The following is a 24,363-nucleotide window of genomic DNA, read 5'->3' on the forward strand; positions in this document are numbered from 1 at the left end:
CCTCCCGGCGCATCGCCGGGAGGTGTTGTCGTTTAACAAGGACACTGCGGCGAGGCGCCGCATGCCGATACTTCCGGAAGGTTCCATCTGCAGCGGCCATTAGCGGCTGTTTTGCCCAGCACCCGCCACCCCCGCACAAGCTTGCCCCGCAATAGTCCGGCCACACGGCAGCAGCAGCACATGCGGCAAGGGGAGCTTGATGGCGATCGTCGGGCGCGAGCAGGCACAGCAGATCTGGTCGAATTTGAGCGCCCTCGGGCCGCGCAAGCTCGGCGCATTGGGAATTATCGGCGCGCTGGTGATCGCGATCGTGGGCATTGGCGCCTACTATCTCAGCCAGCCCGACCAGGAGGTTCTGTACTCCGGCCTCGAGCGCAACGACGTCGCGCAGATGAGCGCCGTCCTCAGCGAGAACGGCATCCCCTTCGAGGTCAGCGCCAAAGGTGATTCGATCACCACCGCCTTCTCGCAGACGGGCAATGCCCGCATGCTGCTGGCCCAGAACGGGCTGCCGCGATCCGACAAGGCCGGCTACGAGCTGTTCGACCAGCTCGGCTCCATCGGCCTCACCTCCTTCATGCAGGAGGTCACCAAGGTCCGCGCGCTGGAGGGCGAAATCGCCCGCACCATCCAGAGCCTGAAGGATGTGCGCGCCGCGCGCGTCCACATCGTCCTGCCGGAGGAGGGCTCCTTCCGCCGCGAGCGGCAGAAGCCCTCGGCGAGCGTCGTCATCCGTACCGACAATGCGGACGGGTTCAGTTCGGCGCAGGCGATCCGCCAGCTCGTCGCGGCCGCCATCCCGGACATGACTGCGGACGAGGTCACCATCCTCAACTCCGACGGCACGCTGCTTGCCTCCGGCGAGGATTCGCTCTCGGCCGCGCCGACCAAGCTCTTCGGCATCGAGAAGATCGTTTCGGGCAGCGTCGAGGATTCGATCCGCCGCACGCTCGCGCCTTATCTCGGCGTCGGGAACTTCCAGGCGAGCGTCGCCGCCCGCGTCAACACCGACCAGAAGAAGATCGACGAGCGGATCTTCGATCCGGACGGCCGCGTCGAGCGCTCGACCCGCACCGTGCGTGAGAACGCCAAGTCCGCCAACTCGTCGGAGAATCAGCCGGCGACGGTCGACCAGAACATTCCGGAAGAGCAGACCCAGGGCGCCGGCACGGGCAAGAACTCAAACGAGGAGACCGACCGGCGCGAGGAGCTCACCAACTACGAGATCAACGAGAAGACCGTCTCGACCACGAGCAACGGCTACTCGGTCGAGCACCTCAGCATCGCCGTGGTCGTCGACCGCAACCGCCTGAAGGAAAGCGTCGGCAAGGACGCGACCGACGAGCAGGTGAACCAGGCCCTCGACGGCATCAAGCAGCTCGTCACCTCGGCTTCCGGTTACCAGGAGAAGCGCGGCGACCAGATCACCGTGACCGCCGTCGACTTCGTGGCGAATGGCGATCTCGAGCCGGTGCCTGCGACGAGCTTCGGCGAGATGTTCATGCGCCAGTCCGGAACCCTCATCAACGCGCTGACGGCGCTGGCGGTGGCGGTGCTCCTGATCTGGTTCGGCCTGAAGCCTGCCATCCGTGCCATCGCGGCGCCGGCTGCGGACGCTTCGCTCGCCGACAGCCCGCTGGAGCTGCAGAACGCCGGCATGTCTGACCTCGGCAGCCTTGGTTCGATCGGTGACGACAGCAGCAGCGGCTTCGGCGATCCGGCCATGACCAACGACCTGGCGGCCAACCTCCTCGCCGGCATCGACTTTGGCGACGGCAATGGCATGGGTGGCATGGGCGGCATGGGAGCCATGGGTGGCGCCGACGGCGGCGAGGGCATGGACCCGATGCTCCTCGAAGACCTCACCCGCAGCCAGCGCAACTCGCCTCAGTCGCGGCTCGAAAAGCTCATCGACTTCGATGAAGCCCAGGCCGCCTCGATCCTCAAGCAGTGGATTCACCAGAAGGAAGCGGCATGAGCGCGACGCCTCTCGCCCAGTACCTCTCGGAGTTCGACGAGCGCCACGCGGCCAAGGCGGCCTTCGAGCCGGCTCGTTCTGCGACCCGCACCCGCCAGCCGGTCTTCGAGCATCTCTCGCTCGTCTCGGATCGTGACGCGGAGAGCAACGACTTCACCGGCTTCGGCAGCTTCGGTGCCGGTGATGACGACGAGGATGCTACGCCGGGCGGTTTCGACCCGGACGCCTTCCTCGCCAATCTGGGCACCGACGGTGACGATGAGGCGGAGGGCGGCTCGTTCGGCTTTCAGCTTCCGGCCCCCGACCTCGACATCGAGAGCGTTCGCGAGAAGGCTTTCCAGGAAGGTCGCGACTGGCAGCGCCGGGAAATGGAGGCCGAGTTCCAGGCGACGCTAGCCGAGGAGCGCAGCAAGGCGGCCGCCGCGCTTGCCGAGGCCGTCGATGCGGCCCGCCGCGAGTGGTCGTCTGCCGAGGGCGCGCGCCTGGCCGAGCGCTTCGGCGAAGGCCTGGTGGCGCTCGAGAAGAGCATCCGCGGCTCGATCTCGGATGTCCTGCGGCCGCTCGCCACTGGCGCCCGCCAGCAGCAGACGGTCGGCCAGCTCGTCGATGCCGTGCGTACGATGACGCTCGACGGCCAGGCCTTCCGCATCGTCGCCTCCGGCCCGACCGACATGCTCGCCGACTTCGCCGACCGGCTCGGCGAGAAGCGCGAGCTCGTGACCTTCGAACCGCAGGAACAGGACGGCGAGATCCGCATCGCGGCGGACAAGACCGTGATCGAAACCCGCCTTTCGGCATGGCGCCGGGCGGTTGAGGAGGCATTGTCGTGAGCTCGCCCAACGATCATCGCGGCGAGATCATCATCGTCAAGCGCAGGGGCGGCGAAGAGGAGGGGCATCACGGCGGCGTCTGGAAGATCGCTTTCGCCGATTTCATGACCGCCATGATGGCGTTCTTCCTGGTGATGTGGCTGACCAATTCGTCGGACGACGCCACCAAGAAGCAGATCGCGCAGTACTTCAACCCGATCAAGCTGAACGACTCGACGCCTTCGGCCCGCGGGCTCAACGACGGCAATGCCGGCGCGCAGCTGCCGATCCCGCAGCGCGATGCCGGCGTGAAGGAAGCGCCGGGCGAGCCGGGCGGCAAGCCTGTCGCCGGCGACAAGAAGGGCGGGGAGGATAAGGCCGTCTTCCGCGATCCCTATGCCGTTCTCGCCGAGATCGCGGCCGAAGGCGGCCCCGGCACGGGCAAGAACCAGCTCGATGCGGGCGGGCCGAATGGTACGGGCTTGCCGGGTCTTAATGGCGGCGAAGCCTATCGCGATCCGTTCGATCCGTCGTCCTGGCAGCTGTCGCCGAATGCCGTCGCTTCCGACGGCAAGAACACCAACCCGCCGCCGGCGGAATTCCCGACGACGGTGACGCTCGCGCCGCCGGGCCAGCCGAACCAAGCCGAGGCGGATGCCGCCAAGGCCGGCGCGGATGCAGCCGCAAAGCCCGGCGCCACGGCGCCGGCCGATGCATCCAAGGTCGCTTCCGCGGCCGCTGCGGATGCGGATGCGCCGAAGACCGAAGGCGAGAAGATCGAACAGGAGATCAAGGCTCTTGGCCAAGGTGTGGCCTCGCAGGCCGAGGTCACCGAAGGCAAGGGGGGCATCACCATCTCGCTGTCGGACAATGTCATCAGCGGCATGTTCGAGGTCGGCTCGTCACGCCCCACGGCCGCGACGATCGCCATGATGGAGAAGATCGCCAAGATCCTGTCGGAGCGGAAAGGCTCGCTCGTCATCCGCGGCCATACCGATGCGCGTCCCTATCGCGGCGAGGAGTACGACAACTGGCAGCTTTCGACCGCCCGTGCACACATGGCCTACTACATGCTGGTGCGCGGCGGGCTCGACCAGAACCGTGTCAGCGCCATCGAAGGCGTCGCCGATCGCGACCCCCGCGACGCGAAGGATCCGAATGCGGCGGTCAACCGCCGCATCGAGATCCTCCTGACCGAGCCGAAGGCATGAGGTCGCATCGAGCGGCGCTGGCCGCCGCGAGCGCCATAGCGCTCCTTATCGGCGCATCGCTGCACGGCACGGCGCTGGCGCAGGACAGCGAAGCAACGGCCGAGGGCAGCGAACCACCGGCTGCTCCCGCGCCGACGCCGGCTGCGGCCACGCCGGCGATGCAGCCGATGCCGGGCGATACGATGAGCGACATGCCGGCCTCGCTGCGGGACGAGCCGGATGAGGGCGCGGCGAACCCCGCTGCCTCCGCCGAGCAGGTGCCGCCTCAGCCGGTGCCGGCCGCGCCGGCAGAGGCGGAGGCTGCAACGCCGGCGCATACCACCGCCGGCGATGCCGGGCCGTGGAAGCTGACGCGCCCGCCGATGCCGTTCGAGATCATCCGCTCGCTGCAGTTCCTGCAGGATCAGGTGGCGCGCGGCAACGGTGACGCCATCAGGGTGCAGGCTGCCCTCCTGCGCCGGTTCGGTCCGGTCTTCCTGGCGACCGATCCCGAGCTTTGGGCGGATCCGCGCAACATGCGGGCTGCGGCTCTCTTCGTTTTCAGTGGCGGCCCGCCGTCGGTGCTGGAGGGTATCCTTGCGAGCTCCTCGAAGTTCATCGCCGACCGGACGCTGATGGAGGGTGCGCTCGCCTATGTGCAGAACCGTCTTGGTGAGGCGAAGCAGAAGCTGAGTTCGCTCGACTTCCGCCCGATGGAGCCGGGGATCGCCGCGCATATCAACCTCGTGCTCGGACAGATCAACCAGCTCGACAATCCCAAGAGCGCGATTGCCTATCTCGACGAGGCTCGTCTGCTGGCGCCGGGCGGTCTCATTGAGGAAGCGGCGCTCCGGCTGGAGGTGATGCTGGTCGAGGCGCAGGGTGACAAGGCGAAGTCGAACCGTCTGGCGCGCCAGTATTTCGACCGGTTCGGCGAATCCGCCTATGCCGGCAATTTCCGGGCGCGGTTCGCGGCCGTCTATGCCGAGCGCAAGACCCCGAAGGCCTCCACGACGATGGCGGAGATCGACGACGCGACGGCTCGGCTGCCGATGCCGGACCGGCTGTCGCTGTATCTCGCGGTCGGACGGCGGGCGCTGGTCTTCGGCAACATGTCGCTTGCCGGCGATGCTTCGTCCGCAGCATTGGCCCTCGATGCCGCCAAGCCGGCCGATCGTCAGCGGGCGATCCTGTACTCGATCGCCTCGTCGCTGCCCTCGCGCAGCATCGGCGAGGCCACGGCGACGCTGAACTCGATCGATCCGAACCTCCTGCTCCAGCCGGATCAGGAGCTTCTGAAGGCGGCCTATTCGGCCCTCGAGGAACTGAAAAAGCCTGCGCTCGCGCAGTCCGACATCTCGCCGGCAACGCCGGAACCGCAGTCAACCGACGTCACTGGACCGGTCGTTGCCCGTGCGCAGCGCCTCCTGGACGCGGTATCGAATGATTTGAAAGTGCAGGGACCATGAAAGTCGCAGTTCAGACGCCTGCCCGTGATGCCGATGCCGCCGGCAAGACCGCCGAGGGCAAAGCCGGCGCCAAGGGGCGCCACTCCGCCGCCAAGGCCTTCGATCTCGTTTACGGCGAGGCGGCGCGTGAGGCTGCCGAAATCCGCGAAACGCGTCGGGGCGACGGTGCTTCGGCTGCCGGCAAGACCGGTAAGTCGGGCAAGGCCGAGGCCAAGGAGCCGATCGACCTCGCCGCTGCTGCCGAGGCCGAGACCAGCGAAACGGATGCGGATCGCTCCGATGCCTCGGAGGAGGGGAGCGATGCGGCGCGTTCGTCGCTGACGTCGGCCAACCGGCTCGCCGATCTTCTGTCCGGGCAGACTGCCATTCCGGTAGCGCCTGCCGCCACGGGGACAGGATCGGCCGACGGCGCCGTCCCTGAGCAAGGGTCGAAGATGGTCGCTACGGCCGACACGTCGAAGACGGTCGCAGTGACTGACACTAGCGATGCATCTTCGATGCAGATGCCGAGCGATTCCGCTGCCATGCCCGAAATGGGTTCGACCGACAGTCTCGACATCCTGAGCGCGCTGACGGCGACGCCGGCGAAGGCCGGGGACGACGCGGCACGGGCCGACGGACCGGCGCCGAAGCTGCGTGTCGACGTCGTCCACATGGAAACGCATTTCGAACCGAACGAAGACCAGGGCGTCGTCCTCGAGAACGCCACGACGCGCCGAGCCGACGCCCTGTTCGGCACGTCGCATTCCGAGGACGCCGCTCCCGCCTCTGACGCCGAACTGCCGCTGCACGGGAACGAGGCGCCTGCCGTCGGCGGTGATGAACCTAATCCCTCCGGCGATGCGCCAAAGTCTCGTTTCGCCGTGGACGGTCAGCCATCGCGGGTGGCGGACGTCGCCAAGGCACAGAAGGACGACCCGCGCTCCAGCCGCGCCAGCGCACGAGGCGAGGCGCTCCAGCGCCAGGCGATGACGCAGGACACGCCCCGTGCCGCCACGCGATCGACGCCCCAGCCGGCTGGGACCACCGTGCCGCCGGCCGCGACCGTCGGGCCGCCGGCTTCAGCGGGCGAGATCACCGAAGCCGCTGCAGGCGCAACTGTGGCGCCTCAGGGCAACGCTGCCGCCGATCTCCTGGCGGATCTCGGTGCCTCGTCCGCCACAACCGCGCCGGAGCAGCCGAAAGACAACAAGCCGGCGGCGGTGTCACGGCCGGGCTTCTCTCCAGCCACGACCTTCGAGCGCGTGCTCGCAGCCGCCAAGACGCCGTCCGCCGATCGCGCCGCCACCCCTAACGCTGCAGCATCCACCAGCACGGGCGCTGCCAGCCTCCATCAGGAGGAGCGCGCTCAGCCCGCCGCGGAGATGCGTCAGCCTGTTGCTTCCGCCTCGGCGGGTATCCAGGCCTCGGCTGCCGCCAAAGGTGCTTTGAACCCGGCAACGGTTGCCGCCTCGGCCGCGGCCCGGGCCGGAACCCGGCAGAGCGGCGACGTTTCGACGTCGCGTCAGCGCAGTCCGGCCGACACGAGCGACGTCAAGGCTGCGATGGCCGGCGCCGAAGGCGCGTCTGCGACGCCACGCGGTGCCGACAGCGTCGACGCGGTTGCAGTGAAGGGCGATGCGGGTATCCGCAACCGCCGCGCCGGCAGTGGTGCCGCTGCCGCCGACGCGGCACGGGTGACGGCCGCATCCAACGACGATGCGAGCCCGAGGAGCCGCGCCAGCGAACCCACGGAAGCTGCACGCGTGATCGACGTCTCCGTCGGTTCGGAACTGCCGAACGCCCAGTCGATGACTGGACAGGTGGCGGGCAAGATCATCTCCGCCATGGCACCGCTTGCCGGCTCGGCTCGCTCGCACGAAGCCAATACGGCCGGCGCCTTCCGACTGAAAGCCGGCGGCGCGGCGATGAAGACCATGCAGATCCAGCTTCACCCGGCGGATCTCGGCACGCTGGACGTCTCGATGCGGCTCGTGGACGGGCAGCTGACGGTGGAACTCGCCGCGAGCGAAGTGGGGACGGCCGAAAAGCTGTCCGGTGACCGCGATGGGTTGAAGTCGCTGCTGGAGAAGGCCGGCTTCACGCTTGACGAGGCCGCGATCACCATCGTGGCCAGGGAGCCGTCGACCTTCCGCACGGCGAACGGTCTGCAGGATGGGGCGCGTCAGGATCCGTCCGGGGGCAGCGATGGCCGCGGCGGCTCGGCGCAGTCCGACGGCAGTGGGTCGCGCCAGCAGAGCGGCTCGGGCGAGCGGAATTATCGCCAGGCTCGCGGTGAGCCCGCGGCGCAGACCGGCCGCGGCAACGCCTCCAACTTCGTCTGATCGCCTGTTCCGGAATTACAACCTGAACCAAGACGGCCGCCACGGCCGTCTTGGTTCAGGTCCGCACTGCGATGCTTCGGGCCGCGCTCATGGTGCTCGGCGGACCTCGTTTTCCCTGCTTCGCCGAGCCTTCGTGAAGCTTGACTCCCTTCTTGATCTGAGTCCGTCTAGCTATTTCTCACCATCTTCGGAAAAGGATCATTGCCTTCAATGCGTTAACTCCGCGTTCGCAGAATTTTAAACATATCCTAAGATTTGAGGATAGGCAGATTCGGCCCGCCCCGGTACCTATTAACCATAAGAAAACGAGCGGACCGGAGGGGTGTTATGATCGTGGTTGTGGATAACCGAGAGCTGGTGACGAGTGGCTACCAGTCGCTCTTCGGTCGTGAAGGCGTGTCGGCTGCCGGCTTCGGCGCTGAAGAATTTCGCTCTTGGGTTGAGACGGCGCCGGACGCCGACATCTCCGCCGTGGAAGCATTCCTGCTCGGTGACTTCAACGAGCGTTCGACCTGCCCGCGGCTCATCCGCAGCCGTTCCAAGGCGCCGATGATCGCCCTGTCAGAGGCGCGCTCCCTGGACGGCACCCTCGACCTCTTCGCTGCCGGCGTCGATGACGTCGTGGCCAAGCCCATCCACGTCAAGGAAATCCTCGCCCGGGTCGGCGCCATCCGCCGCCGCGAGATCGTCGAGAACAACAGCCGCTCGACGGTCGGCGAGATCGCCGTCTTCGCCGACGGCCGCGACGCCGAGATTGCCGGCGAGCCGATCGCCCTGCCGCGCCGCGAGCGCCGCATCCTCGAATATCTGGTCGCCAACAAGGGCCGCCGCGTCTCCAAGCAGCAGCTGTTCAGCGCCATCTACGGCATCTTCGACGAGAACGTCGAAGAGAACGTCATCGAAAGCCACATCTCCAAGCTGCGCAAGAAGCTCAAGATGCGCCTCGGCTACGACCCGGTCTCGTCCAAGCGCTATCTCGGCTACGGCATCGGCATCGACTGATACGAAGTCTCTCCGGTTACAAAGTAAATATTCCATTAAAGACCTTGCCACTTCTTGTGGTGAGGTCTTTTTTATTTTCCAACGTGTTTCAGCCTGTCGCGGTTCCTCGTCGGATCAGCTTGCTGACAGCTACGCGCAAGCCTCGTTGCTTAATCCTGTCGCATCAACTGCAGCTGCGAACAGCGGGATGAGGACATGAGCATCTACGGGATCATGCGCACGAGCGTGTCCGGAATGAACGCGCAGGCGAACCGCCTGAGCGCAGTCTCGGACAACATCGCGAACTCCAACACCAACGGCTACAAGAAGGCCTACACGGACTTCTCGTCCATGACGCTGCCGCAGGGTGCGAGCCAATACAATTCGGGCGTGGTCGATACCCGCATCCGCAGCCGGATCAGCGAGCAGGGCAACCTGTCCTACACCACCTCGACGACCGACCTTGCCGTCAACGGCAACGGCTTCATGGTGGTGAGCAACTCCAACGGCGAGAACTTCCTCACCCGCGCCGGCTCCTTCGTGGTCAGCTCGGACGGCAGCCTCGTCAATGCTGCCGGCTTCAAGCTGATGGGCTACAAGCTCCCCGTCGGTGACACCGTCGGCGTCGTCAACGGCTTTGCCGGCCTCGAGCCGGTCAGCCTCGCGACGTCGTCGCTGATCGCAACGCCGACGACCGAAGGCAAGCTCGCGGCAAACCTGCCGGATGGCGCCGCCGCCGTGCCGCAGCTGTCCAGCGCCAGCTTCGCCGCCGGTATCTACAACGGCGCCGGCCTCGACACCGGCGACAGCCTCAAGTTCACGCTGTCGGTGGACGGCTCCACGCCGGCCGCCAACATCACGGTGCCGCTGACGACCGTTACCGGCCCGGTCACTCTGAAGGACGCCATCCAGACCGCCATCGACGGCTCGTCAATCGGTGCCGGCAAGGTTGTCGTCAGCGTCGATGCGGCTGGCGCGATCACCTACACGGCCGTCTCGACCGGCCCGACCTCCGCGATCAATGTCGGCCCGGTGACGGCCGACAACACCGACGCCGATGGCTCCACCACCTCGGTGCTCGGCCTCGACACAGTCGGCGGCTCGGATACCGGCACCAACAACCGGTTGCCCTCCGCCAACGCGGCGAACGCCACCTACACCAACAAGAAGTCGATCGTCACCTACGACAACGTCGGCAACCAGGTCACGCTCGACATCTTCATGAGCAAGAAGAGCGAGGACACCTGGGAGGTCACGGTCTACAACCGCGCCGACGCTCCGAAGGCGCCCTCGACGGCCGAGTTCCCGTACTCCAAGGCAGCCCTGACGTCGCAGACGCTGACCTTCGACGGCGCGGGCAAGCTGGCCTCGGAGAAGTCGATGTCGATCGCCATCCCCGGCGGCCAGACGATGGCGCTCGACCTGTCGTCCATGACGCAGCTCGGCGGCGACTTCCAGGTTCTCGACGCCAGCGCCAACGGCAACCCGCCGAGCGACGTGAAGGACGTGCAGATCAGCGCCAACGGCATCGTCAGCGCCGTCTTCACCGACGGTTCGACCCTGGCGCTCTACAAGGTGCCGCTGGCCAACGTCGCGAGCCCGGACAATCTCGAGACGCTGTCGGGCAACGTCTTTGCCGCGAACAACGAATCCGGTGCGGTGCAGATCGGCTTCGGCGGCAGCGGCGGCCTCGGCGACATCGTCTCCGGCGCGGTCGAGCTCTCCACGGTCGATCTCGCCTCGGAGCTGACCGAGATGATCGAGGCCCAGCGCGGCTACACCGCCAACTCCAAGGTCTTCCAGTCCGGCTCGGAAATCCTCGACGTCCTCGTCAACCTGAAGCGCTGACCCCGTCGCCGGAAACGATCAAACAGGCTTGAATCATGTCCCTTTCATCTGCCCTGGAAAGCGCGAAGTCAGCGGTCTCGACCGCCTCGACGCAGACCTCGATCGTTTCCCGCAACGTCGCCAACGTCAACTCGACGACGGCCACCCGCAAGATCGTCAACGTGACGACCGCTGCCAATGGCGGCAGCCAGATCGTGACGGTCACGCGGGCTACCAACAGCACGCTCTTCCGCAACATGCTGGACGCGAACGCCTCGGTGGGCGCGTCCGGCGCACTCCTGGACGGTCTCGACCGGCTCCAGGGAACCATCGGCGACACCGATGACGAGAACTCGCCGGCGGCCCTGATCGGCGTTCTGGGCGATGCGCTGACCGCCTATTCGGTGGATCCCAGCAACTCGCAGCTCGCCCGCAACGCCGTTCAGTCCGCCCAGGACATCGTATCGCGCCTCAATGAGGCCAGCGGCGTCGTGGCCTCGATCCGGCAGGACGCGGACAACGACATCGCCGGCGCGGCCAACGACATGAACAAGCTGCTGGCGCAGTTCCAGCAGCTGAACGAGAAGATCATCCGGGGGACGCGTTCCAACACCGACGTCACCGATATGGCCGACCAGCGCGACCAGATCGTCGTCCAGCTTTCCAACTACATCGGCGTCACCGCGCGCACCCGCGGCGACAACGACATGGTGCTCTACACCGACTCCGGCGTGACGCTCTTCGAGAACGTCCCGCGCAAGGTGGAGTACACCAAGACCGTTCCGCTGACGCCGGGCGTTCCCGGCAACGTGTTCCGGATCGACGGTGTCGCGGTCACCGGCGACAATTCGACGATGCCGCTGAAGAGCGGCAAGATCGCCGGCCTGATGGCGTTGCGCGACAATGTCGCCAACACGTACCAGGCGCAGCTGGACCAGATCGCCGGCGCGCTCGTCAGGGCATTTGCCGAAACGGATCAGACCGCATCCGGCCTGCCGACGAAAGCCGGCCTCTTCACCTCCGCATCGGCGATGTATCTGCCTGATCTCAGCACCGCCTCGAGCGCTGTGCCGGCCGGGCTCGCCGGAACGCTGAAGGTCGCAGACGGCGCCTATGCGACGCCATCGCTGATCCGCGACGGTGGGTTCAACGGCGTATCCTATGTCCAGAATGGCGGCGCCTCCGCGCCGACGGGCTTCGCGGGCCGCATCAACGGCTTCATCGCAAACCTGTCCTCCACCCGCAGCTTCGACACGGCTGCGACCGAACTCGATGCCACGACGACGCTCGCCAACTTCGCCACCGCTTCGGTCGGCTGGCTCTCGGCGATGCGCTCCAACGCCACGTCCGAGGCCGAATACAAGTCGACCCTGCTCGATCGGACGCAGGAAACGCTTTCGAATGCGACGGGCATCAATCTCGACGACGAGATGACGCATCTCCTCGATCTCGAGCACTCCTATCAGGCGTCCGCGAAGCTGATCGCGGCAATCAACCAGATGCTCGACACGCTGCTCGAGACCAACTTCTAAGGCTGACCTGCGATGACGATTTCGACCCTCTCGATGATCCAAGCGCAGCGCATGACGGCGATGAAGGCGCAGGAGCAACTGCGCGATGCGCAGACCGAGGCTGCCACCAGCCGCTATGCAGATGTCGGCAAGACGCTCGGCTACCAGACCGGGCAGAGCGTCTCGTTCCGCGTCGAGACGACCAGCATCAAGAGCCAGGTCACGACCAACGGACTCATCGGGCAGAAGCTCGATTCGATGCAGAACGTGCTGGACAGCATCTTCAAGACCGCCGAGGCCTTCAAGGGCAACCTGATCGGTGCCCAGCAGGACAAGACGTCCATGGCGGCGCTCGTCACCGAAGCGAAGGCCGGCCTCGACCAGCTGATGTCGGCACTGAACACCGCCACCGGTGGCCAGTATCTCTTCTCCGGCACCAATGCCTCTACGGCGCCGATGAAGTCGTCCAATTATCAGGATTCCGACGGCCAGACTGCGGCCGCCCAGAGTCTTTCTACCTTCCTCGCCGGACCGCCCACCTATACCGACCTCAGCGAGGTGCCAGCGGCAGACCTCGACGCCTATATCGACGGCGCCTTCTCGGCGCTCTTCGACACCGATCCGGCCAGTCCGCCCACGACGGGGTGGACGGCGAGCTGGTCGTCGGCCAACGACGCTGCGACCTCCAACTACATCAACAAGACCGAAACGATCGAAACGTCGGTCAGCGCCAACCTTCAGGCCTTCAAGGATCTCGCCAAGGCCTATTCGATGGTGGCGACGCTCGGCAGCGAGAAGCTGACCAGCGAGGCCAAGACGACGCTGACGATCAAGGCGACCAAGACCCTCGCAGTCGGCTCGCTCGGCATCACCTCGATCCGCACGGACCTCGGACTGCGGCAGCAGCGGCTGGAATCGGCCAATGATCGCCTCGGCGCACAGCAGGCCGTCGTGGAAAGGTCAATCGGCAAGCTGGAGCAGATCGACCCCTATGAGGCGTCGACGCGCGTGACCCTGCTGCTCAACCAGATCAACGCATCCTACGCGATCACCGCGAAGATCCAGCAGCTGAGCATCCTGAACTTCATCTAATCCGCGGCAGCCTGACCGCCTGCGTCTCGTTCGAACCAAGAAGGATCGACATGTATCAGTTTTCTTATGCGGAAGTGATGCAGGATGACTGCGTCAGTGCCCGCGACCGCGAGCGGCAGGCTCTGGATCGTTCGATCGAGCTTCTCCAGCGCGCGGAGCGCAGTGGTCCACGCTCCCGCGATGCGATCGAGGCGCTCTACGTGACGCGCAGCCTCTGGTCGATCCTGATCGAAGATCTCGCGGCGCCCGGCAACGGTCTGCCGGAGCAGCTGCGCGGCGAGCTGATCTCCATCGGCCTCTGGCTGATGCGTGAAGCCGAGGCGATCCGGCTCGGTCGCTCCGAGAACTTCAAGGGTCTGATCGACATCTCCACAACCATCCGCAACGGGCTGAACTGAGATGGCGACGCTGCGCATCTCCCTGCGGGCTGGCGAGCGCATCTTCGTCAACGGCGCCGTCATGCGGGTCGACCGCAAGACGACGCTGGAGTTCCTGAACGACGTCGTCTTCCTCCTGGAAAGCCACGTCCTGCAGGCGCACGACGCCACGACGCCGCTGCGCCAGCTTTACTTCATCGTCCAGATGATGCTGATCGACCCGTCCAACGCCGATGAGGCGAAGGGATTGTTCGCACGGTCCTTCGCGCTTCTGTCGCAGTCCTTCGACAAGGCCGAGATTCGCGATGGCCTGGTCGAGATCGACGGGATGATCGCCCGCAACCGGGCCTTCGACGCCCTCAAGAAGCTGCGGGCCCTGATCCCGATGGAGGACGAGATCCTGGCACGCCGGGCCGCTCCGACCGCCAGCAACGACGCCGAGGCCCGTCCGGCCCGAATGATGCAGGGAGCGTGACGATGGACGTCTCGGGGATCAACACCAACAACAAGACGTCGAACACGACGAATACGACCAATGCGGCGGTCAAGACCGGCCTCGACTACAACGCCTTCCTGCAGCTCCTCGTCGCCGAGATGAAGAACCAGGATCCGCTCGAGCCAGTCGATTCCTCGCAGTATGTCGCGCAGTTCGCGACCTTCTCCAACGTCGAGCAGGCGATCAAGTCCAACACCAAGCTTGATTCGATCCTGACCGTTTCGGCCCTGACCCAGGCGAACTCGATCATCGGCCGTACCGCCACCTCCGGCGACGGCACGATCAGCGGCGTCGTCAAGGCCGTCCGGGTCGCCGATGGCGAGGCGCAGGCAATCCTGGCGAGCGGGCAGATCCTGCCGCTCAGCTCCGGCACGGTCATCGAGTAAATCCATGAACCAGGCTGACGCGATCGACATCGTACAATCGGCGATCTGGACCATCGTTGCGGCCTGCGGACCCGCCGTCGGCGCCGCCATGGTCGTCGGCATCATCATCGCCCTGTTCCAGGCGCTGACGCAGATCCAGGAGGTGACGCTCACCTTCGTGCCGAAGATCCTGGCGATCTTCATCGTGATCGCCCTGACCGCATCCTTCACCGGGGCGCAGGTCTATGCCTTCACGCAGGAGTCCTACGCCCGGATCGAGAACGGCTTCTAACCGGAGCGTGTCCCCGGCGGCGCGCCGCCGGAGACGGACCTTCAGGCATCACCCATGCGGCCCCGCCGGCTCTGTCGGCGGGGCCGCTGGCGTTTCGCCGACGCGTCTGGCGGCGCGGAAGACAGGCAGAGGCAATCTTCGTTTGCGAAGACCTGCCTGCACAGCCGCGTTCCGACGCGGCCGCGCGACCGGCATGATGCCCTGAGGAGACGACCATGGCCGTCGATCTGTTGAAGCCGCCCGCACTTGCCTCCGGCATGCCGAAGGAAACGGCCAAGCGCGACATCGGCTTTGCAGCCGGTATCGTCTTCATCCTGACGGTGCTGTTCGTCCCGATCCCGGCGATCATCATCGACCTTGGCCTGGCGCTCTCGATCGCGCTGTCGATCCTGATCCTGATGGTGGCGCTCTGGATCCAGAAGCCGCTGGAATTCTCGGCCTTTCCGACGGTCCTCCTGCTTGTCACCATGCTGCGCCTGTCGCTCAACATCGCGACGACGCGCGTCATCCTCTCGCATGGCGACGAGGGAGTCACGGCCGCCGGACACGTCATCGGCGGCTTCTCCAACTTCGTCATGGGCGGCGACTTCGTCATCGGCCTCGTGGTCTTCGCTATCCTCATCACCGTCAACTTCATGGTGATCACCAAGGGCGCGACCCGTATCGCGGAAGTCGGCGCCCGCTTCACCCTCGACGCCATCCCCGGCAAGCAGATGGCGATCGACGCCGATCTCTCGGCCGGCCTCATCGACGAGAAGCAGGCGCAGATCCGCCGCCGCGAGCTCGAAGAGGAAAGCGCCTTCTTCGGCTCCATGGACGGTGCCTCGAAGTTCGTGCGCGGCGACGCCATCGCCGGCCTCATCATCACCGCCGTCAACATCTTCGGCGGCATCATCATCGGCGTCACCCGCCATGGCATGAGCGCGGGCGATGCGGCCGACATCTTCACCAAGCTCTCCGTCGGCGACGGTCTGGTTTCGCAGATCCCGGCGCTGATCGTCTCGCTCGCCGCCGGCCTTCTGGTCTCCAAGGGCGGTATGCGCGGCGGCACGCAGACCGCAGTGCTTGGCCAGCTCGGCAACTATCCGCGCGCACTGTGGGTCGCCGCCGCGCTGCTCGGCGTCCTGGCGATCCTGCCGGGCCTGCCGGCGCTGCCGTTCCTCTCGCTTGCCATGATCATGGCCTTCGTCGCCTACACGGTCCCGAAGCAGCGGGCCGAGGAAGAGCGCGTGGTCGCGCTGAGGGAGAAGGAGGAGGCCGAGAAGGTCAAGGAAGCCGAGCGCGTGTCGGTGAAGGAGTCGCTGCGCATCGTCGAGATCGAGCTGGTCTTCGGCAAGCAGATGTCGGCCCATCTCCTGCTGCAGCGCGAGGAGCTTGCCCAGCGCGTCCAGAAGATGCGCCGCCGCTTCGCCGGCCGCTACGGCTTCGTCGTTCCCGAGATCAAGCTGTCCGATGACTTGTCGATCGAGCCGAAATCCTACGAGATCAAGATTCACGGCACGACCGTCGCCACGCAGTCGCTGCGGCTCGGCGAACTCCTGATCGTCCTCGGCGAGGCTGCCGCGCCGGACGTGCCGCACGACCTCACCAAGGAGCCGGCCTTCGGCCTGCGCGCCGCCTGGGTGTCGGAGACCTTCGCCTCGGAGGTCCGCCGCGAGGGCTTCGAACCGGTCGACACGCTGTCGATCCTCCTGACGCACCTCTCGGAGGTCATCCGCAACAACCTGGCGCAGCTTCTGTCCTACAAGGATATGCGCACGCTGCTGGACCGCCTGGAGCCGGAATACAAGCGGCTCACCGATGAGATCGTGCCGGCGCACATGTCCTATTCGGGTCTGCAGGCGGTGATGAAGCTGCTGCTCGCCGAGCGCGTTTCGGTCCGCAACCTCAACCTCATCCTGGAGGCCATCGCCGAGATCGCGCCGCATGCCCGCCGTTCCGAGCCGATCGTGGAGCATGTGCGCATGCGCATGGCCCAGCAGATCTGCGGCGATCTCCTGCATAACGGTCAGCTCGGCGTGCTGCGCCTCGGCAACCGCTGGGATCTGGCCTTCCACCAGGCGCTCAAGCGCGATGCCAAGGGCGATGTCGTGGAGTTCGACATCGATCCGCGGCTGGTCGAGGAGTTCGCGACCGAGGCGACGCGGGTCATCCGCGAGAAGATGGACCAGGGCGAGAACTTCGTGCTCGTCGCGGCCCCGGACGCACGCCCCTATGTGCGGATGATGATCGAGCGCATCTTCGTCAACCTGCCGGTGCTGTCGCATCTGGAAATCGCGCGCGGTGTCGACATCAGGGCGCTCGGATCCATCTCCTGATGCCCGACTTTTCCAACAGCGTCCTCGCGATCTTCCTGATCTTCTGCCGCGTCGGCAGCTGCCTGATGCTGCTGCCGGGCTTCTCCTCCTCGCTGATCCCGATGCAGGTGCGGCTGTTCCTGGCCTTTGCTGTGTCGCTGGCCCTGTCGCCGGTGCTGCTGCCGACGCTCTTGCCGCTCGTCACCGTCGGATCGGACGCCGACAGGCTCGCGACGATCGCCTCCGAGATCCTGAACGGCCTCTTCATCGGCCTTCTCGGTCGCTGTTTCATGATCGCGCTGCAGTTCGGCGGGCACATCATCGCGCAGGGCATCGGCATGGGTCAGACGCTGGGTGTTGCGATGGAGGATGACGCCGGCGCCGATCCCGCTCTCGTCACGCTGGTGACGATGACGGCGACGGTGCTGATCTTCATCCTCAACCTGCATGCCGAGATCGCCAAGGCGCTGGTCGCCTCCTACTCCGCGATCCCGGTCGCCGGGGGCTTTGCGGTCCGCGCGAACCTTGCCTCCCTCGTAGACAACCTGTCGGAGTCCTTCCTGCTGTGCCTCAGGATCTCGAGCCCGTTCATCCTTTATGCCGTCATCGTCAACTTCGCGATCGGCCTCGCCAACAAGCTGACGCCGCAGATTCCTGTCTACTTCATCTCGCTGCCCTTCGTGCTGGCGGGCGGGCTGGTCGTGTTCGGCTACTCCGTCGGCGACTTCCTGATCCTGTTCATGCAGGACTTCCAGAAGTGGGTGATGCTGGGATGAGCGTCGATCCCACACGGAGCAAGCGGCTCAAGCGCCTCCTGAAGGTGCAGCAGCAGAAGCGCACGCTGCAGGAATGGCGTCTCGCCACGCTGCAGCGCGAGCGTAGCGACCTTGATCAGCAGGAGGTCGAGATCGTCGAATCGCTCGGCGAGCAGTCGATCCTGCAAGGCCTCTTCCTCGACACCAAGGTGCGGGCACTCCGCCGCAACACGCAGGACAAGACCCGCAACGCCGAGGCGCAGCACACGACGTCGAAGCGGCTGGAGGCGGAACGCCGGCGCGAGAAGCAGGTCGAGCGCGCCAAGGCGGAAGCGGTGCGCGAGGATGCCGGCGTGTCGGCGCAGAAGGATCTCGCCTCGGCTCTCGACACGTTTCTGTCGCGCCTGCGCTGACAGTTGCGCCGCGTGCGCTCGAGGGTGAGGGCAGGGTGCCTGGCGTCATCACGCAAGCTTCGAATAAGTCGCCCACCCTACAAAGGTCATCAACGCTGAACGAGGGCAGAAGCCATGGATGTGTCGCTGTCGACAAGCCTTGCGCCGGACCGTCGGCGCGTCGCCGGACCGGACATTTCGCAACGTACCGGCTCGGTCGGGCGTGCGGTGGAGGCGAAGGAAGCCGGTGTCGGATCGGCCGCCTTCACGCGGGTGCTGGACGAACAGGCCGTGGCGAGCGCCGAGGGCGTGACGGGCACGCAGGATGTCACCGAGGGTGCTCCGGCGGCGGCAGCGTCATCGTCGCAGCCGCTGCAGATCGTCAAGCACCAGACCGGCCAGCGCTCGCCGTATGAAAAGTTCGAGGGCTTCGTCCTTCGCACCTTCGTGGAATCGATGCTGCCCTCGGACAAGGACGGTTATTTCGGCACCGGCACCGCGGGCAACATCTACCGCTCCATGCTCGCCGAGCAGATCGGCGACCAGATGGCCAAGGATGGCGGCATCGGCATCGCCGCAATGCTGCAGAAGGCCCGCGAGGGCAAGGTGGACGGCGCGGCGGGCTCCGCCGGCGCCCATCTCGGCGGCTCGTTGAAGGCCGCTACGAACGATCTTCAGGCACTTCAGGGCCTGGCAGGACTCCAGGACAAAGGGAGAAGTTGAGTGGAACCCAACCTCATTCAGGCGATCGGCCGGCTTGAAGCCGTGCTCGCGATGGAGACCGGTGCCCTGAAGGCCGGTGAGCCTTTCAGCCTGGCCGAGGCCAGCGGGCGCAAGAACCAGAGCCTGCTCGAACTGTCGCGGATGGCGCGCGGGCTGAAGGCGGATTCCATCTCGCCCGAACTGACGCTGCGCCTGCAGGGACTGCGCCAGCAGCTCGACGACAACCAGCGCACGCTGAAGCTCCATGTCGAGGCGAGCGAAGAGATCGCCGGCGTGATCGCCAGCAGCATCAAGCACGCTGAATCCGACGGCACCTACGGCGACGCCGTGAAGCAGATCAAACGCGCCAGATGATCAAGATCGTCGCCATCGGAATCTGGGTCTGCATCGTGTCGCTGGGGTCCAGCTACATGATGGCGTCCTTCAGCGCGCCGCATGCCAAGGAAACCGAGGCGGCGTCCTATTTCGACGGGCTCGACTACAAGAAGGTCGACCCGATCACCGTCCCGATCATCGCGGACAACGAGGTGAAGGGCTACATCCTTGCCCGCTTCATCTACACGATCGACGGCAAGGCGGCGGCGAGCCTCGCCGTGCCGCCGGACCCGTTCATTCTCGACGAGGCCTTCCGCGCGATCTATTCGACGGTCGGCTTCGACTTCCAGCGGCCCGAGCGCTACGACATCGCCAAGCTGACGAAGTCGATCAAGGAAGCGATCAACGCCAGGTACAAGACGGCGCTGCTCGACGACGTCCTGGTCGAGCAGTTCGACTATATCGACAAGCGCGACGTGCAGCGGCAGGGCTGAGCCCCGCCGCTAGAGCCGCCGCCGTCGGCGAGCGCGGCACGCCAGAAAGCCGGCTGGCGGAGAAGGGGCGTTGCAGCCCTCAGACTGACCGCCTCGAAGGCCGAGATCAGCGCTCGACGGCGTAATAGCGGCCTGACACGCGCGCCAGCTCCGCAGCCTCCGGTACTTCCCGCAATCCGGTGAAGCAGGCGCCGGCCTCCGAGCCTGCGCTCCAGACGAGCCGGGCCGGCTGCATCACCCCCTCGACCTCGTCGAGCAGGCTGAAATGCTCCGGCCGCGCCGTATCGTCGAAGAAGCGCAGGCGTGCGCCGCGCGTCGAGCGGTCGATGATGGCGCAATCGGCCAGAAAACCGCCCTCGTTCGAGACCAGCTTGCCCGGGCGCAGCCGCGTCCGCAGTCGGGGATAGAGGCGACTGTCGCCGTCCATGGCAGCCCTTCCTTACGCTTGACCACGACCACCTGGCCGCTCGAGGCCGAGCATGCCACCACCGGCCGCCCGCGTGTAGAGCGTTCAGCAAGGCTTAACCATAAGGCAAGAATTAAGCTTAACCCGTAACCCTATCCGGCTGCGCTATCGAGCGGAATCAAGCGGTTAGCGTCTGCGCGGCGGGATCGGTTCTAGGCGGGTGTTAGGGTTCGCCCTGTAGCTCTAGAGGCTCTGTGACGGAGCCTTGCGATGACGACCCTGCAACCGGCGATGGACGCTGCCCCGGCGGACGACTTCAAGGGCTATGTCGGCGATCCCGACATCGTTGCGCCCACGATCAAGGTGCGTCGGCGCCGGCGTTTCAACAGTGACCCCATCCTGCATGTTGCAGTGGGCATGCTGCTGGTGACCTCGGTCGCCTTCTTCGTCACGGTGCTGCGCATCTCACATGCCGACCCCACCTATTTCGACAGGCTGCTGACCGCCGATCTCACCGAGCCGCTCGATCCGATGATCACCGGCACGGCCACCAAGGGCGACGACGACGGCGCGCTGCCGGTGCCCGTGGTGACGCGCGCGCAGGAGCCGAAGCCGAGCGACTTCCAGATCGTCATGGTGTTCGATGGCGAGGCGCTTCTGGCAACGGGTGAGGAGCTGTTCCGCGTCAAGGTCGGCTCGGTCCTGCCAGGGCTCGGAACGGTGCTGGAGATTCACCAGAAGGGCGATGGCGGCACGATCGTGACGTCGAATGCGACGCTGAGCGGCGCCGGCGCCTGACGCGTCGTAGTCACCGCGGCCGTCTGAAGGCGAGGGGCGCTGAGGTCAGCGGCAACGCTGAGCCGCCGGCAGGGGAACGAGCGCCGGAAAGCCTCTACTTCTTTTCCAGGAGGATCTGCCCTTCCTTGGCGAGGCGGCCCTTCAGCTTGTCGGCAATCGCCGCCAGGAAGGCCGGCAGATCGACTTCCAGGTGGACGCTGTCGTCGAGAACGTCAAGACGTCCCGTCACCGACTGGCCCATCACCCGGGCGCGGAAGTCGAGCCGGTCGCCGCTCCAGCTGTCCTCGAACTTCACCATGCCGCCGAGGATCTCCTGGCGCACCTTGGCAAATCCCGTGTCGATGCGAGCGCGCGCAGTCTCGCGCGTCAGCTTGTGCGGGATATCGACGGTGATCGTCTCGGCCATGGTGATTCTCCGTGTCGCTTGCGCTCATATGGAAAGCCATCGATGCCGCATCAATACGGAAAAAAGGGGCGACGCCGTGTGGCGCCGCCCCTTGATGAAGCTCGGATGTGAAGCCGTCGATCAGGCGACGGCAGATGCCCGGCCACGGCCGCCGCGGCGACCGCGGTTCGGCTTCGGCGCCTGACCGGCATTATGTCCGCCGGGATGACCGGCAGGCCGGCCGTCCTGAATGCCGTGACCCGCATGCGCGGCCTGGCCGTTGTGGTTGCTCGGCCGTGCCGGCCGCTGTCCCATTGTCGCCGGCTTCTGGCCGGCTGGCTTGGCGGCGCCGCCCGGGCGCTGCTGGCCATTCGGCCGCTGCTGGCCGTTCTGCGAACGCGGCTGGCCGTTCTGCGGCCGCTGCCCCGGACGGCCCGAGCGCTGCGGACGGGGGCCGCGGGCCTCCTCCGCCGGAATGTCGGTGCGGTTGAGGTAATCGGTCTGCTGGAGGTCGAAGGTCAGGCCCGTCAGCTTCTCGATCGCCTTCAGCTTGGCCCGCTCGCTCGGATCGACCAGCGCGACGGCAAAGCCGGACTTGCCGGCGCGCGCGGTGCGGCCGATGCGGTGCACGTAGCTTTCCGGCTCTTCCGGCAGGTCGAAGTTGACGACGTGGGAGATGTCGTTGACGTGGATGCCGCGCGCCACGATGTCCGTCGCCACGAGCACCCGGCTGTCGCCGCTATGGAAGGCGGCGAGGGCCTTCTGGCGGGCGGCCTGGCTCTTGTTGCCGTGGATCGCCTGCGCGACGATGCCAGCCTTGGCGAGATCGTCGGACAGGCGGTTGGCGCCGTGCTTGGTGCGCGTGAAGACCACCACCTTCTCGTAGGAGGCGTCTTCCAGTCGCTCGATCAGCCAGAGCTTCTTGGCCTTCTGCGGCACCAGGAACGCGCTCTGGTCGATCTTCTCGACGGTCACCACCTCCGGCGTCACCTCGACGCGGATCGGCTCCTTGAGGATGCGGGCGGCGAGATGCTCGACATTCTTCGGCATGGTGGCGGAGAAGAGCAGCGACTGGCGCTCCGTCGGCAGCGCCTTCACGATGCGGGTGACGTCGCGCACGAAGCCCATGTCGAGCATGCGGTCGGCCTCGTCGAGAACGACGTGGCGAACCTCGGAGAGGGACAGCGCCTGCTGCTCCATGAGGTCAAGCAGGCGGCCTGGCGTCGCGATGACGATGTCGACGCCGCGACGAGCGGCCTCGATCTGCGGCCGGATGCTGACGCCGCCGAAGACGACGGAATGGGTGATCTTGGTGCCGGCCGTATAGGCCTTGACGCTCTCGGCGATCTGCGAGGCGAGTTCACGCGTCGGGGCGAGCACCAGGGCGCGCGCCGTCTTCGGGTTGGGGCGGCCGCCCTTCTTCAGGAGCGCGTCGATGACGGGGAGCGCGAACGCCGCGGTCTTGCCGGTGCCGGTCTGGGCGATGCCGAGAACGTCGCGGCCCTTCAGGACGGCGGGAATGGCCTGCGCCTGGATCGGCGTCGGCGTGGTAATGGAAATGCGCGTCAGCGCGTCGACGAGCGTATCGGCCAAGCCGAACGCCTGAAAAGTCGTCTGGGTCAAATTATGCCTTCGGGATTGCGAGCAGGGCTCGCTGATATGCCGATCGTCTTCGCGCTGGCGGACGGTTCGGCGGGCCGTGTCGGAAATGGAACCCGCTGCCTTGCTGCAGCGAGCCGGTCCGATGACGCTTGGCGATGATCCTGAAGGGTCAGGAGAAAAGCTGGCGCTGCGCGATCACGGCGTGATGGCGCTCATATCGGCTCTAAACGGCGCCGCGTCAAGTCGCGCGGCCGCGCACGGCCACGCGCCAGGCGCAGGTCTGCTCCTCACTCGAAGTAGGAGTAGACGTATTCCTGCATGCGCTGCATCAGGCCGGCTTCCTCCACGGCGGCCGTGGTGGCGAGCTTGACGCTGCGGACGGCCTCGCCGTTGCGGATGATCGCGACCTCGCCGAATTCAGTGCCGGCCGCCACCGGTGCCGGCAGCGCGCCGCTGAAGGACGCCGCCTTCTCGTACTCGTTGCCGCCGCCTTTCGGCGCGAGGACGCGGACCTCTTCCTTGGCGGCCAGCGGCACGCTCTTGACGACGCCGCCCTCGACCTTGGCCTCACCGAAAACCTCGCCCGGCTTGACGAGGACGATCTCCTCGAAGCCCGCCAGGCCGAAATTCATCAGCTTGCTGGCCTCCTCGGCGCGTTCCTTCACTGTCTTCATCCCGGCAACCGCGAGGATGATGCGGCGTCCGTCGCGCTCGGCGGAGGCGACAAGGCCGTAGCCGGCCTCCGAGGTATGCCCGGTCTTCAGCCCGTCGGCGCCGAGCGCCAGCAGCGGATTGCGGTTGTGCTGCTTGATGCCGTTGAAGGTGAACTCCTCCTCGCTGAAGAGGTGGTAGAACTCCGGATGCTCGTGGATCAGGTAGTTGGCGAGGATCGCGAGATCGCGGACGGTCATGTGCTGCTGCGGGTCGGGCAGCCCATGCGGGTTCATGAAATGGGAGTGGGTGAGGCCGATCTCCTTCGCGCGCCGGTTCATCATGTCGGCGAAGGCCTCGACGCTGCCGGCGATTCCTTCCGCTGCCGCGATGGTCGCGTCATTGCCGGACTGGATGATGATGCCCTTGATGAGATCGTCGACCGAGACCTGCGAGTTCAGCGGCAGGAACATGGTGGAGCTGCCCGAGGCGGCTCCGCCGGTGCGCCAGGCGTTTTCCGAGACGAAGAACTGGTCCTCCAGCTTCAGCTTGCCGGCCTTCAGCTGATCGAAGATCACCGCCAGGGTCATCAGCTTCAGCATGGAAGCCGGCGGCATCTCGGTATCGGGTTCCTTCTCGAAGAGGACGGTGCCGGTGCCGTAGTCCATCAGGAAGGCTCTGGGCGCGCTCGTCTCGAAGGCTGACGCTGCCGGCGCAGCGAGGCTCGCTGCCGCCAACAGGACGGCGCCGACCGTCAGCCGGGCGAGGGCTTTGAGCCTGTGCGGCAGTTCGATCATGGGTTCCGTCCTTGCTTCATGCCAGAAAATTGCCAGA

Annotated in this window: 24 protein-coding genes; 20 read left to right on the top strand and 4 right to left on the bottom strand. The window is 66.1% G+C overall.

Annotation, left to right across the window (positions count from 1 at the left end; genetic code table 11):
• Nucleotides 1-199 precede the first annotated feature (199 nt).
• From fliF to C0R46_RS06340, 19 genes are all read left to right on the top strand, one after another.
• Nucleotides 200-1,978 (top strand): flagellar basal-body MS-ring/collar protein FliF, encoded by a 1,779-nt coding sequence (gene fliF / locus C0R46_RS06250; protein WP_245413448.1) that lies wholly within the window; start codon nt 200-202, stop codon nt 1,976-1,978.
• On the top strand, nt 1,975-2,808 hold the full coding sequence (locus C0R46_RS06255; RefSeq protein ID WP_102958754.1) for a hypothetical protein: 834 nt from the start codon (nt 1,975-1,977) through the stop codon (nt 2,806-2,808). Before fliF ends, C0R46_RS06255 begins: the two co-directional genes overlap by 4 nt.
• Entirely contained in the window at nt 2,805-3,998 is a 1,194-nt protein-coding gene (locus C0R46_RS06260) for a MotB family protein (protein ID WP_245413449.1), read from the top strand. Before C0R46_RS06255 ends, C0R46_RS06260 begins: the two co-directional genes overlap by 4 nt.
• The gene (locus C0R46_RS06265) at nt 3,995-5,446 is read left to right on the top strand and encodes a hypothetical protein (protein ID WP_102958756.1); all 1,452 of its coding nucleotides are present in this window, start codon (nt 3,995-3,997) and stop codon (nt 5,444-5,446) included. Before C0R46_RS06260 ends, C0R46_RS06265 begins: the two co-directional genes overlap by 4 nt.
• Nucleotides 5,443-7,770, top strand: a complete 2,328-nt coding sequence (locus C0R46_RS06270; protein WP_102958757.1) for a flagellar hook-length control protein FliK — start codon at nt 5,443-5,445, stop codon at nt 7,768-7,770. Before C0R46_RS06265 ends, C0R46_RS06270 begins: the two co-directional genes overlap by 4 nt.
• Nucleotides 7,771-8,097: 327 nt before the next feature.
• The gene (locus C0R46_RS06275; RefSeq protein WP_102958758.1) at nt 8,098-8,772 is read left to right on the top strand and encodes a response regulator transcription factor; all 675 of its coding nucleotides are present in this window, start codon (nt 8,098-8,100) and stop codon (nt 8,770-8,772) included.
• A 195-nt stretch (nt 8,773-8,967) separates the two neighbouring features.
• A complete protein-coding gene (locus C0R46_RS06280) occupies nt 8,968-10,599 on the top strand; it encodes a flagellar hook protein FlgE (protein ID WP_102958759.1) in 1,632 nt (543 codons plus the stop codon).
• A gap of 35 nt (nt 10,600-10,634) precedes the next feature.
• Nucleotides 10,635-12,110: a flagellar hook-associated protein FlgK gene (flgK, locus tag C0R46_RS06285; protein ID WP_102958760.1), complete on the top strand. Its 1,476-nt coding sequence runs from the start codon at nt 10,635-10,637 to the stop codon at nt 12,108-12,110.
• A gap of 12 nt (nt 12,111-12,122) precedes the next feature.
• Complete coding sequence (locus C0R46_RS06290) at nt 12,123-13,181, top strand: flagellar hook-associated family protein (RefSeq protein WP_102958761.1); 1,059 nt, start codon at nt 12,123-12,125, stop codon at nt 13,179-13,181.
• A gap of 50 nt (nt 13,182-13,231) precedes the next feature.
• Nucleotides 13,232-13,579, top strand: a complete 348-nt coding sequence (gene flaF, locus C0R46_RS06295) for a flagellar biosynthesis regulator FlaF (protein ID WP_102958762.1) — start codon at nt 13,232-13,234, stop codon at nt 13,577-13,579.
• Nucleotide 13,580: 1 nt separating this feature from the next.
• Nucleotides 13,581-14,033 (top strand): flagellar biosynthesis repressor FlbT, encoded by a 453-nt coding sequence (gene flbT, locus C0R46_RS06300; protein ID WP_102958763.1) that lies wholly within the window; start codon nt 13,581-13,583, stop codon nt 14,031-14,033.
• A gap of 2 nt (nt 14,034-14,035) precedes the next feature.
• Complete coding sequence (flgD, locus tag C0R46_RS06305; protein ID WP_102958764.1) at nt 14,036-14,440, top strand: flagellar hook assembly protein FlgD; 405 nt, start codon at nt 14,036-14,038, stop codon at nt 14,438-14,440.
• Between the two features lie 4 nt (nt 14,441-14,444).
• Nucleotides 14,445-14,711: a flagellar biosynthesis protein FliQ gene (gene fliQ / locus C0R46_RS06310; protein ID WP_102958765.1), complete on the top strand. Its 267-nt coding sequence runs from the start codon at nt 14,445-14,447 to the stop codon at nt 14,709-14,711.
• A gap of 257 nt (nt 14,712-14,968) precedes the next feature.
• Entirely contained in the window at nt 14,969-17,029 is a 2,061-nt protein-coding gene (gene flhA / locus C0R46_RS06315; protein ID WP_245413483.1) for a flagellar biosynthesis protein FlhA, read from the top strand.
• Complete coding sequence (locus C0R46_RS06320) at nt 17,029-17,784, top strand: flagellar biosynthetic protein FliR (protein ID WP_102958767.1); 756 nt, start codon at nt 17,029-17,031, stop codon at nt 17,782-17,784. The genes flhA and C0R46_RS06320 overlap by 1 nt, the downstream gene beginning before the upstream one ends.
• On the top strand, nt 17,781-18,176 hold the full coding sequence (locus C0R46_RS06325; RefSeq protein ID WP_102958768.1) for a hypothetical protein: 396 nt from the start codon (nt 17,781-17,783) through the stop codon (nt 18,174-18,176). Before C0R46_RS06320 ends, C0R46_RS06325 begins: the two co-directional genes overlap by 4 nt.
• Nucleotides 18,177-18,290: 114 nt before the next feature.
• Nucleotides 18,291-18,878, top strand: coding sequence for a rod-binding protein (locus tag C0R46_RS06330; protein WP_102958769.1), 588 nt, complete (start codon nt 18,291-18,293; stop codon nt 18,876-18,878).
• A complete protein-coding gene (locus tag C0R46_RS06335; protein WP_102958770.1) occupies nt 18,879-19,232 on the top strand; it encodes a flagellar protein FlgN in 354 nt (117 codons plus the stop codon). It begins immediately after the preceding gene.
• Entirely contained in the window at nt 19,229-19,687 is a 459-nt protein-coding gene (locus C0R46_RS06340) for a hypothetical protein (protein ID WP_102958771.1), read from the top strand. Before C0R46_RS06335 ends, C0R46_RS06340 begins: the two co-directional genes overlap by 4 nt.
• 106 nt (nt 19,688-19,793) lie before the next feature.
• Here the strand turns inward: C0R46_RS06340 and C0R46_RS06345 are convergent, their stop codons facing one another.
• Nucleotides 19,794-20,114, bottom strand: coding sequence for a hypothetical protein (locus C0R46_RS06345; protein WP_102958772.1), 321 nt, complete (start codon nt 20,112-20,114; stop codon nt 19,794-19,796).
• 249 nt (nt 20,115-20,363) lie between these two features.
• On the opposite strand from C0R46_RS06345, the gene C0R46_RS06350 reads away from it, so the two are divergent.
• Nucleotides 20,364-20,891, top strand: coding sequence for a hypothetical protein (locus C0R46_RS06350; RefSeq protein WP_102958773.1), 528 nt, complete (start codon nt 20,364-20,366; stop codon nt 20,889-20,891).
• 94 nt (nt 20,892-20,985) lie between these two features.
• Here C0R46_RS06350 and C0R46_RS06355 read toward each other — a convergent pair whose 3' ends face one another.
• The 3 genes from C0R46_RS06355 to C0R46_RS06365 all read right to left on the bottom strand — a co-directional run bounded on the left by C0R46_RS06355 (nt 20,986) and on the right by C0R46_RS06365 (nt 24,326).
• Nucleotides 20,986-21,297 (bottom strand): polyhydroxyalkanoic acid system family protein, encoded by a 312-nt coding sequence (locus C0R46_RS06355; protein WP_102958774.1) that lies wholly within the window; start codon nt 21,295-21,297, stop codon nt 20,986-20,988.
• Nucleotides 21,298-21,417: 120 nt separating this feature from the next.
• On the bottom strand, nt 21,418-22,899 hold the full coding sequence (locus C0R46_RS06360) for a DEAD/DEAH box helicase (RefSeq protein ID WP_102958775.1): 1,482 nt from the start codon (nt 22,897-22,899) through the stop codon (nt 21,418-21,420).
• Between the two features lie 266 nt (nt 22,900-23,165).
• Nucleotides 23,166-24,326: a D-alanyl-D-alanine carboxypeptidase family protein gene (locus C0R46_RS06365; RefSeq protein WP_102958776.1), complete on the bottom strand. Its 1,161-nt coding sequence runs from the start codon at nt 24,324-24,326 to the stop codon at nt 23,166-23,168.
• Nucleotides 24,327-24,363 lie beyond the last annotated feature (37 nt).

The sequence above is a fragment of the Mangrovicella endophytica genome, assembly GCF_002893625.1.
Lineage (GTDB): Bacteria > Pseudomonadota > Alphaproteobacteria > Rhizobiales > Rhizobiaceae > Mangrovicella > Mangrovicella endophytica.